Source organism: Nonomuraea sp. NPDC059023 (assembly GCF_042740095.1).
Lineage (GTDB): Bacteria > Actinomycetota > Actinomycetes > Streptosporangiales > Streptosporangiaceae > Nonomuraea.
Genome location: NZ_JBHYIO010000040.1, coordinates 52,492 through 64,426, shown reverse-complemented (window position 1 = coordinate 64,426; position 11,935 = coordinate 52,492). Strand labels below are relative to the sequence as shown.

The 11,935-nt window shown below is 70.3% G+C and carries 16 protein-coding genes; 5 read left to right on the top strand and 11 right to left on the bottom strand.

The genetic code is table 11. The annotated features are described in order from the left end of the window. Positions 1-2 precede the first annotated feature (2 nt). The 3 genes from ACFWYW_RS46775 to ACFWYW_RS46765 all read right to left on the bottom strand — a co-directional run bounded on the left by ACFWYW_RS46775 (position 3) and on the right by ACFWYW_RS46765 (position 1,792). Positions 3-281: a hypothetical protein gene (locus ACFWYW_RS46775; protein WP_379623989.1), complete on the bottom strand. Its 279-nt coding sequence runs from the start codon at positions 279-281 to the stop codon at positions 3-5. After that, complete coding sequence (locus tag ACFWYW_RS46770; protein WP_379623991.1) at positions 281-991, bottom strand: hypothetical protein; 711 nt, start codon at positions 989-991, stop codon at positions 281-283. The genes ACFWYW_RS46775 and ACFWYW_RS46770 overlap by 1 nt, the downstream gene beginning before the upstream one ends. Before the next feature lie 189 nt (positions 992-1,180). Then, entirely contained in the window at positions 1,181-1,792 is a 612-nt protein-coding gene (locus tag ACFWYW_RS46765; protein ID WP_379641289.1) for a hypothetical protein, read from the bottom strand. 524 nt (positions 1,793-2,316) lie between these two features. On the opposite strand from ACFWYW_RS46765, the gene ACFWYW_RS46760 reads away from it, so the two are divergent. The 5 genes from ACFWYW_RS46760 to ACFWYW_RS46740 are packed head-to-tail and all read left to right on the top strand — an operon-like array spanning position 2,317 to position 6,102. Next, positions 2,317-3,132, top strand: a complete 816-nt coding sequence (locus ACFWYW_RS46760) for a pentapeptide repeat-containing protein (RefSeq protein WP_379623995.1) — start codon at positions 2,317-2,319, stop codon at positions 3,130-3,132. Positions 3,133-3,190: 58 nt separating this feature from the next. After that, positions 3,191-3,547: a hypothetical protein gene (locus ACFWYW_RS46755; protein WP_379623997.1), complete on the top strand. Its 357-nt coding sequence runs from the start codon at positions 3,191-3,193 to the stop codon at positions 3,545-3,547. Continuing rightward, on the top strand, positions 3,544-3,915 hold the full coding sequence (locus tag ACFWYW_RS46750; protein ID WP_379623999.1) for a hypothetical protein: 372 nt from the start codon (positions 3,544-3,546) through the stop codon (positions 3,913-3,915). The genes ACFWYW_RS46755 and ACFWYW_RS46750 overlap by 4 nt, the downstream gene beginning before the upstream one ends. A 13-nt stretch (positions 3,916-3,928) precedes the next feature. Then, positions 3,929-5,095 carry a hypothetical protein gene (locus ACFWYW_RS46745; protein ID WP_379624001.1) on the top strand — a complete coding sequence of 389 codons (1,167 nt, stop codon included), beginning with the start codon at positions 3,929-3,931 and terminating at the stop codon, positions 5,093-5,095. Beyond that, positions 5,095-6,102, top strand: a complete 1,008-nt coding sequence (locus tag ACFWYW_RS46740; RefSeq protein WP_379624003.1) for a hypothetical protein — start codon at positions 5,095-5,097, stop codon at positions 6,100-6,102. Before ACFWYW_RS46745 ends, ACFWYW_RS46740 begins: the two co-directional genes overlap by 1 nt. Before the next feature lie 127 nt (positions 6,103-6,229). Here the strand turns inward: ACFWYW_RS46740 and ACFWYW_RS46735 are convergent, their stop codons facing one another. From ACFWYW_RS46735 to ACFWYW_RS46700, 8 genes are all read right to left on the bottom strand, one after another. Then, positions 6,230-6,415, bottom strand: a complete 186-nt coding sequence (locus ACFWYW_RS46735; RefSeq protein WP_379624005.1) for a hypothetical protein — start codon at positions 6,413-6,415, stop codon at positions 6,230-6,232. Next, a complete protein-coding gene (locus ACFWYW_RS46730) occupies positions 6,412-7,419 on the bottom strand; it encodes a CPBP family intramembrane glutamic endopeptidase (RefSeq protein ID WP_379624007.1) in 1,008 nt (335 codons plus the stop codon). Before ACFWYW_RS46730 ends, ACFWYW_RS46735 begins: the two co-directional genes overlap by 4 nt. A 154-nt stretch (positions 7,420-7,573) precedes the next feature. Beyond that, a complete protein-coding gene (locus ACFWYW_RS46725; protein ID WP_379624009.1) occupies positions 7,574-8,206 on the bottom strand; it encodes a 3'-5' exonuclease in 633 nt (210 codons plus the stop codon). A gap of 236 nt (positions 8,207-8,442) precedes the next feature. Beyond that, positions 8,443-9,573 carry a methyltransferase domain-containing protein gene (locus tag ACFWYW_RS46720; protein ID WP_379624010.1) on the bottom strand — a complete coding sequence of 377 codons (1,131 nt, stop codon included), beginning with the start codon at positions 9,571-9,573 and terminating at the stop codon, positions 8,443-8,445. 20 nt (positions 9,574-9,593) lie between these two features. Beyond that, on the bottom strand, positions 9,594-10,526 hold the full coding sequence (locus ACFWYW_RS46715; protein ID WP_379624012.1) for a radical SAM protein: 933 nt from the start codon (positions 10,524-10,526) through the stop codon (positions 9,594-9,596). Continuing rightward, positions 10,519-11,034 carry an NUDIX domain-containing protein gene (locus ACFWYW_RS46710; protein WP_379624014.1) on the bottom strand — a complete coding sequence of 172 codons (516 nt, stop codon included), beginning with the start codon at positions 11,032-11,034 and terminating at the stop codon, positions 10,519-10,521. The genes ACFWYW_RS46715 and ACFWYW_RS46710 overlap by 8 nt, the downstream gene beginning before the upstream one ends. After that, entirely contained in the window at positions 11,031-11,540 is a 510-nt protein-coding gene (locus tag ACFWYW_RS46705) for a hypothetical protein (RefSeq protein WP_379624016.1), read from the bottom strand. The genes ACFWYW_RS46710 and ACFWYW_RS46705 overlap by 4 nt, the downstream gene beginning before the upstream one ends. Beyond that, complete coding sequence (locus tag ACFWYW_RS46700; protein ID WP_379624018.1) at positions 11,537-11,917, bottom strand: hypothetical protein; 381 nt, start codon at positions 11,915-11,917, stop codon at positions 11,537-11,539. The genes ACFWYW_RS46705 and ACFWYW_RS46700 overlap by 4 nt, the downstream gene beginning before the upstream one ends. Positions 11,918-11,935 lie beyond the last annotated feature (18 nt).

Below are 11,935 nucleotides of genomic sequence, written 5' to 3'. Positions count from 1 at the left end.
GCTCATGGATCCAGGGCCCGCCGGCGACCACCCGCCCCGCGTCGGCCCGGTGACCGGGCCGGGCTTCGCGGGGTGACCCGCTCGGCCGTCGCCCGGACGGGGGCGTCGGCCGGCCGGGCGAGCAGCACCTCGAACACCACCCGGCTGCCGCCACCCCGGTGCCCCAGCTCGCGGGTGTCGCTGATGATGAGGTCAGGGCAGGCGCGCAGCCACGGGATCACCGCGGCGAGCACGTCCTGTACCGCCTGGCCGTCATCCGCCATCGCTCGGAACTGCACCATCAGACCCGCTCCTTCCCGGCTGCGGCCTGCTCGGCGAGCAGCTCGTCCACGACCGCGGTGGCGGCCCGGGTGCGTGGCTTGTGGAAGGTGTCGGCGACGAACCCGTTCTTCGTCCGGCACCAGCTGCCCGGCTTGGCCTGGCACGTGGTGCACAGCTCCTCCTTGGCCTGAGCGTCGATGGCGGCATGGCGGGCGCGCGCGAGCCGGTCAGCGGCACGCTTCGACTCCCACTCCTCCAGGCCGGGCAGGTCCTTGATGCCTTCCAGGTACGGGATGCCGGGCTCGTGGTTCGCCCAGGGCTCTTCGTCGTGGCGGGCGAGCCGCTCGATCTGCCGCAGCGACAGGATCGTGGACAGCCGCTTGCCGTACTTGGCCGGCTCCTCGCCGTGGGCTCGGCTGCCCCACGGTTCGCGCCCGTGCATGGACAGGTACGGGGCCAGCGGCCGCTGCTCGGTGATGATCTCGTCGACCTTGCCGATGTCGGCGCCGAGCTGCCCCAGCTCGCGGCTGAGCGCGGTGAGGCGATCGCACACGTTGTCGCCGAGCTCGATCGGAACGGCGGGCTTCTCGGCGGCGATCGCCAGGTGGTCCAGCCAGCGGGCTGCGGCGCTCAGGTGGACGGCCAGCTCGTCGAGGGTGATGCGGTCGCCGTGGTGCAGGTATCGGGTGTCCGGGTCGGCGGGGATCACGCCGGGCTCGGTTGGGGTCACGTGCTCATGCCTCCTGAAAGTGTGGCGGGGGTGCGTGAGGCCCTGACCGTACGCCCGCCGGCGGGGCCAGCGCAAGCCTGAAATCCTGACAGAAACATGGCGTTGACCTGCGCTAATAGTGTCGATTTAAGCCTGCAAGCTTCTGGTGGCGCTGGTGGGTGGCGGAGGCCTTCGCCTCGGGGTGAGTGGTCAGGTGCCGGCGACCCGGTCGATCGCGGCCCGCCACACCATCCCGGGCGTCGTCACCTGGAGGGCCAGTTCCTCGTAGCGGGCCCACGCCTCCGGGTGGTCCATCTCCGTCACGACGTCCGGGTGGTCGTCGCGCCAGGCCCGGATCGCGTTGATCGCCTCCGCGCTGGTCCAGTAGCAGCCGCCCTGCACCTGCTCATACGAGCTGACCGGAATCCGGGCGTTGATCTTCGCCTGCCAGCCCCGCTCCCGGCTGCCCGGCCAGCGGCTGGCGTGAGGGGCGTCCGGCGGCAGCGGCGGCCAGTCCACATCCCACGCCCGGTCGGCAAGCTCAAGCCGTACGGCGTGCGTCATCAGCGTGTCCCACGTGTCCAGGAGCTTGCCCTGGGCGCGAAGCTGGTCGCGGTGGGCCAGAGCGCGGCCGCGTAGCGCGGCACGCGCTTGGAGGGTCATCCCCTGCTTCGGCTGCCACCGCTTCTGCGCGGCCAGCCGCTGCGCCCGCGCCTGCTCTTGGCGGAGCCGCACGGTCGCGCGGTCGCGCTGCTCGGCGGACAGCCGCGGAGTGATCAACGTCAGGCCGGCCACGCTGCCCATCGTGCCAGCCACCCCCACGGGGCCGCGACCTTATGTCGCAGGTGTCGAAGCTTGCAGGCTAAAAGTGACGCTCTGTGCCCACCGGTGCGGGGATTCCCCGGGCGTGCACCTACGCACCGTAACCACTGGACGAATCGGTTATTTGCCTCACCCCGCGAACCTCGGGAGGGTGCAATGGGGCGATGAAAGGGAGATCTCCCCATGTGCCTCCACGTGAGGTCCTCGCCGCGGCGGCCGCCGCCCGCGCCCGGCGCACCACAACCGCTCCGCCAGCGCCTTCGGCCGATGGTCCCCCTCAGGCGCTGACTGAGCGAGTAGGGCTGGCCTGGAGACGAATTCTGACGTGGCGCTCGCCAGTGGTGCCTGTCTCGATCTGCGTTGTCGTCGCGGGTTTACTGCCGGAGTACCACGAGGGCCGTCTGGTGCTGCTCGGGCTAGCCATCGCCATTGTGGCTGGATTCGGGATCGCGCTTCTTATGGGGCCTGTCGCCCGACGCCTGGCCGGGGTAAGCGGCCCTCTCACTCCGGCGGACCGATCACAGATGTCCGCCGCTGAACGCGTCGAGGCGGTCAACGCGGCTCGTCACACCCTCATTCAGTTGGCTACCGGTCTCGTCGTGGTCAGCGGCGTGCTCTTCACCGTCATGAGCCTGTGGTATACCGCCCGCACTGTTGAGACCGCTCAGGAGACCACGAGGATCGCGCAGGAAGGCCATATCACCGACCGCTACACGAAGGCCGTTGAGCAACTCGGTTCCAGCCAGCAGGATGTCCGGCTCGGTGGCATTTACGCCCTGCAGCGCTTGGCCTTCGACTCTCCCCGCGACCACCACACCATCCGCAACGTGCTGGCCGCGTTCGTCCGTGGCCACGACATCTGCCCTCCTGCCGCCAGGAAGAAGACCCTCCCCAAGCCGTGCACCGCCACCCCTGAAGAGCTAGAGGACATTCCGAGCGTGCGGTTAGATGCCGATGTGCTCGCCGCTTTAACCATCGCACCGACTCTGGCTTTCCGCTATCGAGCGGACCTTTCCGAAGTACGTTTTCCACGCGCGGACCTGCGCAATGTGAACCTGAGTGACGCGATCTTGCGCGGTGCAGACTTGCGCGGTGCAGACCTTCATGGCGCCAATTTGACCGGTGCGGACCTGAACGGCGCTGATTTGACCGGCGCGAGCCTGGGCGGCGCGAACCTGAACGGTGTGGACCTGCGCGGTGCGTTCCTGAACGGCGTCTACCTGAACGGCGCGAACCTGAACGGTGTGGACCTGCGCGGTGCGGAGTTACGCAACCTCGGAGGAGTCTCCGAACAGAGAGTACGCGACGTCGCCAAGGTCGATGAGTACACGCGCTTCTGAGCATCCGGCTGATATGGGCACCAGGACGTAAGTGGGTGGGGCGGCTACGTTCCGCGGCATGGGAGCCGCACACTACGACCTGCTCATTGAGCAGGGCACCCACTACGAGCGCCTGCTCCGCCTCACCAGCCGGGAGAGCGGAGCGGCTCTCGATCTGACTGGGTGCGTGCTGCGCGCCCAGGTACGGGTACGGCACAGCGCCCCCGACGTGCTGTACGAGCTCACCCAGGCGAACGGCCGGCTCGTCATCACCGACGCCGCCGCTGGCCTCGCCCAGCTCACCATCCCTGCCGCCGACTCTGCGGCGTGGCCGTGGCGGGCAGGAGTGTACGACGTCGAGCTCGTCGACGCCGGCGGCCGGCCGGTGCGGCTGATGAAGGGCGCCGTCATCGTCTCCCCGGAGGTGACCCGGTGACGAACATGCTGGACGAGCCGGTCGTCATCGACCTCGTCATCGAGGAGAGCGGCGGCGTCGCCTTGACGGTCGAGGAACTCACCACGGTGGTGGAGGTCGACCTGGCGGTGCCTGGCGTGCAGGGGCCGCCAGGACCTCGAGGTGATCAGGGGCCGCCCGGCCCGGAGGGTGGCGCCTATCAGCGCGAGGTGGCGTTCGTGGTGCCGGCGCTGGTGTGGGAAGCCGAGCATGACCTGGCCCGGCAGCCGACCGTCACCTGTTTCTCCCCGGACGGGCAGCGGGTCGAGGGCGACCCCTCCTACCCGGCCAGCAACGTCGCACGCGTTACGTGGGGGGTGCCGATGGCCGGCACGCTCCGACTCACCTGAAAGAGGGGGCACCATGCCGAACTGGTACTCGCAGCACAAGTTCAATCAGATCCCGGTCGTTGGCCTGGTGCTGCCGACGTCGGGCAGCGAGCCGGGCACGCCGGTGGCGTTCGAGGTGTGGGGAGACACCGGCAGCGGGAAGGCGCGCTGGCGGACGCCGGGCGGCGTCTGGGTGGCGTTCGACGATGTCGCCGACTCTGCGGTCACGGATGCGAAGGTGGCGGCGGGGGCGAACATCTCGCTGTCGAAGCTGGCGACGAACCCGCTGGCGCGCGCCAGCCACACGGGGACGCAGCTCGCGGCCACGATCTCGGACTTCGCGGCGGCGGTGCGGGCGAATCGGCTCGACCAGATGGCCGCCCCGGGCGCCGACGTGGACATGGCCGGGTTCAAGCTGACCGGGCTGGGCACGCCGACGCAGCCTGGCCACGCCGCCCGCCTGGCCGACGTGCAGGCCGCGGCCGCCGGCATCTCGGTGAAGCCTGCGGTGCGGGCCGCCACCCTGGTCAATGTCGCGTTGACCGGCCTGCAGACGATCGACGGCGTCGCCCTGCAGGCGGGCGACCGGGTGCTCGTCAAGGCCCAGACCAGCGCGGTCGAGAACGGCCTGTACACCGCGGCGTCGGGCTCCTGGGCGCGGACTGGCGACACGCTCGCCCCGAACACGTTCGTGTTCGTGTCCGAGGGCGGGTCGCTGGCCGACACCGGGTGGGCCATCTCCACCAACGGCGCCATCGTGGTGGGTACTACGGCGATCGCGTGGGCGCAGTTCGCGGGCGGCGGCGGCACCAGCGGGCCCGGCGCCGGTCTCGTCCAGAACGGCGCCAACCTCGACGTCGTCGCCGCGGACGGCTCCCTCATCGTGGCCGCGGACTCCATCACCGTGGGCCTGGTCCCCATCACCAAGGGCGGCACCGGCGCCACCACCGCGTCCGCCGCTAGGGCGGCGCTCGGCGTCGGCGGCAGCTACAGCGCCGACCTGCCCGCCCTCACCGCCGGTACCTGGCACAACATCGTCCACAGCCTCGGCACCCTCGACGTGGCCGAACCCACGTTCCGTGAGTTGTCGTCCGGCGAGTTCGTGCGCCTGGACGCCAAGACCATCGACGTCAACACCGTGGCCGTGCGCGCCGCCATCGCGGTCGCGAACGGGGCGATCCGGATCACGGTGAAGAGCTGATGCGCCTTCTCAACCCGCTCCACCTGCCCGCCCTCACCGCGCCGCCCGCGCCCCCGCCGGCAGGGCATGTCGCCCTCCAGCCCCGGCCGGATGGCTCCCTCCAGACCGTGGACGCCGCCGGCGGCGTCCGGCACCTTCCGGCCGGCCAGCGTGCCGAGCTCACCGCGGACCACGTGCTGACCAACCCCGGCTTCTGGGAGACGGTCCTCACCCATCAGGTCACGCCGGGCGCCTATCGGCTGGCCTTCCACCGGCGCGCCCAGGTCGCGAGAGGCCAGTGGCAGTGGGCGCGGCTCACCGGTACGGCCGACGCCGCCATGTCCACGCTGCTGGTGGCCGGCATGCGCGACGGCAGCCCGTACGGCGACTTCCGGCACAACATCCAGCTCGGCGACATATTTCTCGGTGCCGACGACGGCACCGTGAATTTCGACGAGCTGGTCGAGGGGCTGCTCGTCGTCACCACCGCGGGCAACATCCGTGTCCAGGCCACCCACGTCTCCTTCGCCGACGAGATCGACTTCGAATCGGGCGGGGCGATCAACCGGTGGAGCCAGGACGGCGCCGACGTGCTCGACCAGAGCGACGAGATCGCCGCGCACGGCGGCGGCTTCTCCGGCAAGCTGACCGCATTGGGCGCCGACCAGGCGGTCGTGTACCGGTGGTGGAGGACAGAGCCCGGCATCACCTGGACGATGCGCGGCTGGCTGTACTCCCCTACTGGGCACCCGGCCGGCGTCGTTCGTCTCAGTTACTACGACGGCAGCGGCAACAACGTGGGCTTCACGGACGACGTGCGGCCCGTCCCGGCCGGGGTGTGGACCGAGTTCGAGGTGAGCACGACAGCGCCGGCAAACTCGTTCGAGGTGTACGCCCACATCGGTATGGCCGCGGCCAGCGGCCACGCCGCGGGCAGCATCGTGTACGTGGACGATATGGCGTGGACGGCCGCTCCGGGGGCCGCGCGGATGCTGGCTGGGACTTCTCTGCAGCTCACTCCAGCCTGACCTGGGCGTACCCAGAGCCCTGGGTCGGAATATAAGCCTGCAAGCTTTCGGTGCCGGCGGAACCCGCCGGAACAGGCCGGCGCGTGGTGCGGGCTCCGCTTGGGCGCCGGCCGAGCTGTTACGTCCGCTACAGCAGGAGGGTGTGGCTCAGGAGGGTATGGATAGCGTGCATGGCCAGGGAGACGGTGGCGCGCGCCAGCATCTTCACGAGGTTGCAGTACCCGGGGCTCGTCAGGGGCCTGATTGGAAGCCATACGGAGGACAGCATCGCGGCCCGGTGGACGATGCGGGCGTACATCCGCTGACGCGTCATGAGGTCACCTGGCCGGAGGAGGGCGCAGGAGCATCGAGGTCGGAGCGCTCGACCGAAGGTCGGCCGGGCCGGGCAGTCGTGCGGCGTTTGGCCTGCCGCCACAGTCGGCGCACGCCCGGTCGGGCGCAGAGCCCGACGATGATCAACAGGCCCGCTCCGGTCAGGACCATGAGGGTCTCCGGGTAGTTTCGCCCGAGCGCATCCCACAGCGCGTGCGCGGCGATCAGCGGCAGCAGCCGCTCGTAGCGGCGCCACAGGTAGACCATGCCGATCCCCAGTAGGGCGAGCGCGGCAGCGGCCCAGGAGAACTGTGCGTGGTAGCTGGCGCGCACGATCGCGGGGATCAGGTACACGCACACGATGGGCACGTTGCGGCGGGCCAGGCCGGTCACCAGCAGCACCGCGGCCACCTCCTCGCCGGCCCCTGTCCAGAGGGAGCGAATCAGCCGCTCGGCATAGGTGTCGATGTGTGCCACCGCGCCCACCAGGCCGCCTGCTTCAGATTGTGTCGTCTGCCCCGGCGTGAGCTGGATGCCCAGCCATGTCGCGAGCGCGATGACCCCGCCCCCGCTCGCCAAGATGAGCGGGAGAGGCGCGAGCGTCAGCGGCAGGTCGCGTCCGCGTGGCGGCCACAGCGGCGCCAGGCCGAATTGCTGGACGGCCAGGAAGAGGCACATCCCGGCCGAGGCCGTGTAGTACAGGCCGTACGTGACCAGGTTCGGGACGGTGACCGCCAGCACGGTGATGATGGCGCTGGCCGCCACGAGGCCGGCCCTGACCCAGATCGGCGATCTCGGTAAGCACCAGCCCGCCAGGAACGATCCTAAGATCATGACCTGGGCCAGGTAGTAGCCCGTCAGCACCGTGCTGATGGCGGGCACATCGGGTCCGAGGGCGCCCCACCAGGTGATCAGTGGGCCGGGATAGGCGAGCGCCAGGAGGATCACCACGGCCGCCGTCAGCGGCGCCGATCGGCTGACTATGCCCGGGTCGATCTGTCTCATTGCACACTCCATCATGTGGTCTTGGGCAGGGTGGCTTACGCCGCCGCCGTCAGGCTCTGTGGCGTCGGCAAAGTCGGCCGTGGACGCCTTGTCCGGGCCGGGGAAGGGCTCGTGGCGGCGCTGGGCTTGGGCACCTCGTTGTCCAGGACGAGGTTTAGGAGCTTTGCCCCCACTCATCTGCAGGTGGCTGCAGAACGCCGGCGATGCGCTCCAGCTCGGCCAGCGTGGTGGTGCCGCCGGGCAGCTTCTGCACCAGGGCGGGGAGCAGGAGCGCGACCGCGACGGCGTCCCACAGCGCGCGGTGAGGGCTGCGTTTGGGTGCGAGGGTGTGCACCTGGCCGGTCAGCTCGTACTGCCTGACGAGCTTGCCGAGGCTCTGGCGCAGCGCCTTGGGGTGCAGGTGCTTGTACAGGCGGGCGGTGTCGATGAGCGCGACGACCTCCAGGCCGGGCAGATGCCGTTGGAGGAGCCGCCAGTCCACCGCGATGTTGTGCCCAACGAGGATCTGCTTGTGCACGCGCGTGCTGATGTCGTCGGCGACGTCGTCGAACGGTGGCGCGGTCAGCAGGAGGGGGCCGGTCAGGTCGGGAGAGATCCACGGCCGGGGTGCGATGTAGCGCTCGGGGTTGATGGTCGTCTCCCACGCCTGGCTCATGTCGGGGCGGCCGCCGGCCAGCGGGACGACCGCGATCTCCAGGATCTGCTCGGGGCGGTCGTCGCGCGGGCGGCCGGTGCCCTCCACGCCGAGCGCGATCAGGTTGTCGGCAGTGGTCCACGGCGGGGTCATCAGGATTCTCCTGTAGAGGTTCGGGCGAGCTGACGACCGGCCTGGCCGCCTAAATTGGTTACCCGCCGCCTTTGGGCGGCCCGCCCGCCCCCCGAATGGGGGGTTATCCCCGGCGGGTTGCGGGCGGGGGGGCCGCGCACCAACAGCGCCCCCCGCGACATGCCGCCCCCGCTGGGCCTGGCAGGGGCGGGCGCTGCCGGCCAGGGCAGCAGGCTGGCCGACAGCTTCAGGAGGGCTTACTGGCCGATGGTCGCCGACCACCGGCCGCGCCGCAGGGTGATCACCCCGTCCGGGGTGATGGTCGCCCGTGCGCCGCGGAAGGGCAGTTCGCCATGGCGGAGCCAGAAGTCGCGCACCTGGTCGAGGTAGTCCCACAGCCTTCGCGGGCCGGCCTGGTGCACGGTCACCGTTCCGTCGTGATCCTCGGCGCGAGCCCACGAACCGTCCTGGTGGGTCATCACCGCGATCCGGACGCCGTCGCCCTCCTCGTAGTGGTGCTCGATGCCGGGGGCGAGGATCGCGAGCATGGTGTTGACGTCCCACGCTTCGACCACGTCCAGCACCGGGTAGCGGCCGGTCTCGACATGCTCGCCATCCTCGGCCAGGGCCCGCGCTTGCAACACCTGGTCCCGGGGCGGGTAGTCGTTGCCGTCTCGCGTGCGCATGAACGCGGCCTGGTCGCGCTCGATCCTCCCCACCGCGCTGCCATCCTCACGCCTTTCGGCAGTGAGGATGACGCCCATGTCCGTGAGCGTGGTGGCCAGCCGTCCGCCCGGAGGCAGAGCCTGCAGCCACGACGGCGGGATCTTCCTGACCGCGACCATCGCGACGATGCGGTCCCACTGCCCATCCAGCGGGCCGGTCGCGTCGCCGGTGAGCAGCCGGGGGCGGACGTTGACGTCTTCCAGACGGGCGGCGGCGGCCTCGGTCAGGTACGGATCGACGTCGATCGCCGTCACACGGGAGGCGCCGACGTGCGCGCACAGGATCGCGGTGCCGTAGCCGCTGCCCGTGCCCACGTCCAGCACCCGGCAGTGGTCGCTGATCGAGGCATGCCGATACATCTGGACGACCAGGCCCGGCAGCGTGGAGGAGGAGGTGGGACGACCCGAGACGACGGCGCCGGGTTCGGCGTGGTCGGCGTGCAAGGGGCCGACGCGGGTGACGAGCGTCTGGTCGCGGTAGGCCGCTTTCAGCCATGCGTCCGGGTCGGACTCTCCGTCCCGCAGCACCCAGGCGCCCTGCTGGTAGGACCACCAGCAGGGGACGAACAGATGCCGCGGGATGTTCTCGACCGGGCCGCGCCAGCGGGAGCCCGGCGGGGTCGCGATCGCCGCGAGGGCGTGCGCGTGCCTCTTCCAGTCCATAGAGAAGTATGAGCTGGCGGTCACCGGGCGCCACCATCTGGACGGAAGAACAGGGCCGGGATGGGCGGCAGGATGAGCGCGTTGCCCTCGCAGAGGGTTTCGGCGGGCCCGCAGTCGTTGCCGTCTGAGCCCGGGTTACAGCCGCGCGGCTGGTGCCGGGGCACCAGGGCGAGCAGGTCACGCCAGGCCTCGGACGCGAAGATGTCAGCCAGCGAGGTGATGCGGACGTTCCCGGCAGGGGGCAGGAACCTGGACAGGACGCACATGCGGACGTCCCCGTGCCAGGAGATGGCGGCGCGGCCGTTGCCGCACTGCCCGCACAACTCGGTGACGTCTGGCTCCTTGCCCATGTGCTCGGTGGCGCGGCCGACCGCGCGCACCCGATCGACCGGCCCGACACGGGGGACGCCCAGGGCGATCATCTCGGCGTGAGCTTCGTCGGCGCGCTGGCCCTCGCCGCCGAGATCGACGACTCCGACCTTGAGCGGAATGCCGCGTTCGAGCGCTTCGACGATCGCCGCCCGGGTCCGGGCGTGGGAGCCGGGCCTGCGAGTGATCTTGTCGTGCTCGGCGGCCACGTCGCTGTAGTAGCTGGTCGCGACATGCACGCCGGGTCTGCCGTACAGCGCCCACAGGGCGTCGGTGACCCGGTAGAGGTTGGTGAATACCTGCAACTTCAGGCCGGTGCCGAGCACGTGGTCGGCCAAGGCCAGGAAGTCGGGGTGCATGGTCGGCTCGCCGCCGATCAGCTGGATGGTTTCGATCCCGGCCGCCGGTGCGGACGTGATGACATTGTGCCAGCGCTCGCTGGTCATGCTGCCGTGCCCAGCTGTGGGGGACGCGCCGGAGTAGCAGTGGGTGCACGCGAGCTGGCAGCGGTTGGTGAGCTCCAGTTCCAGGAACGTCACCGGGTTCAGCGCGGGCACGAGCGAAGTGATGACTTGTTCAGTCATGGTGGTGCCCTTCCGTGAGGGGATCTTTCCTAGCGTGGTGCTGTTCGAGGTAGTGGCCGCGGCCGTAGATGGTCAGGTGCGCGAGCTGCTCGGCGAGCAGTGGAGAAACCGGCAGATCAGGGCCCGGAGCGGCGAGGCAATAGGCATCCACCACGCTGGTGTCCAGCGTGATGGCGGTCAAGTCGTCGTCGGTGAGCGTCCGGGTGGCGAACAGCAGCACCATCCGGTCTGGGTGGCCGGGACCACCGGCGATCCAGGACGTGAGCAGCAGGTCGTGGGCGGGCAGGTCGAGGCCGATCTCTTCCCGGGCACCCCGCGCCGCGGTGGTGCGGGGACTCTCCCCTGTCCGGGCCTGACCGCCGGGCAGCCGCCAGCGATCGCGGTCGTGCGCGTCACGCACGATGAGCCAGCGGCCCAGCTGATGCATTCCGAGCAGACATGCGGTCACCACGCACGTGGGCGTCTGCTCGCTGATCGAGGCGGCGAGCACCCGCTCGGCCTGGGTCATGGCTCCTCCGTATCAACGATGAGGGGAACGCCGATGATCCTGGAAGCCAGTGCACGCAGGGCGAGGTCAAGGTGCGGCCCGGGTGCGGGCGAACGGACCGGTGAGGCGGCTGGCTCCGGGGCGGGCTGTGCCGTGATGCTCTGCCGGGGCCTGATCCTCACGCGGACGAGGGCAGTGCCGTGGGTGGCATTCTGCGGTGGGCAGGCCGTCTGGTGAGTGCCCGATCCCCGGAAGTAGCAGACCTCGAAGCGTTGAGGCCCCGCGATCTCCAGCCCTTCCGTTTCCAGCTCCTCGCGAAGCACCCGGCCGAGCTCGGCGAGCGCCGCCACAGCGGACTGCCTCGGGTCCTTGGCCGGGTCGACGACGAAGTCAATCTGAAAGAGCTGATCCGGCGCGCCGGACGAATCTTGGCTCGCGCTGTCGGAGTGGCCCTGTCCCGAGCGGCGGAGATTGATCTGCGCGCCGGGCTGCGGCTGGAATGAGGACGACGGGGGCGGCACCTTCATCCCGGCCACTCCCCGGCGTGCGGGGGTCGGCGGCCAGGACCTCGACGACGAGCACCGTCACGGACTGGCAAGAGGTCGTGGCGGTACTCGTCGCGGAGGCCCTGGCCGCCTCGGCTGGCCGGCCCTCCCGGTGTGAGGCGGCCGCCTCCGGGAGCCGGTGACACGGTAGTTACCAGCGCCGACCAGACGTCTGGGTGGTGGAGCTCGAACTCGACCGCGACCAGGCGCTCCTCCAGCGCGGCCTGATCACGGGCGTCGACGGGGTCCACGACCTCGTGGCCGCGATAGAAGGCGGTCAGCCCCTGGCGCCATGGCGACTGCATCACGGCCCACAACTCCGGTGTCGGCTGGAGCGGTATGAGCTGGGGCCTGCTCATGGTCGGGCTCTCCTCAGG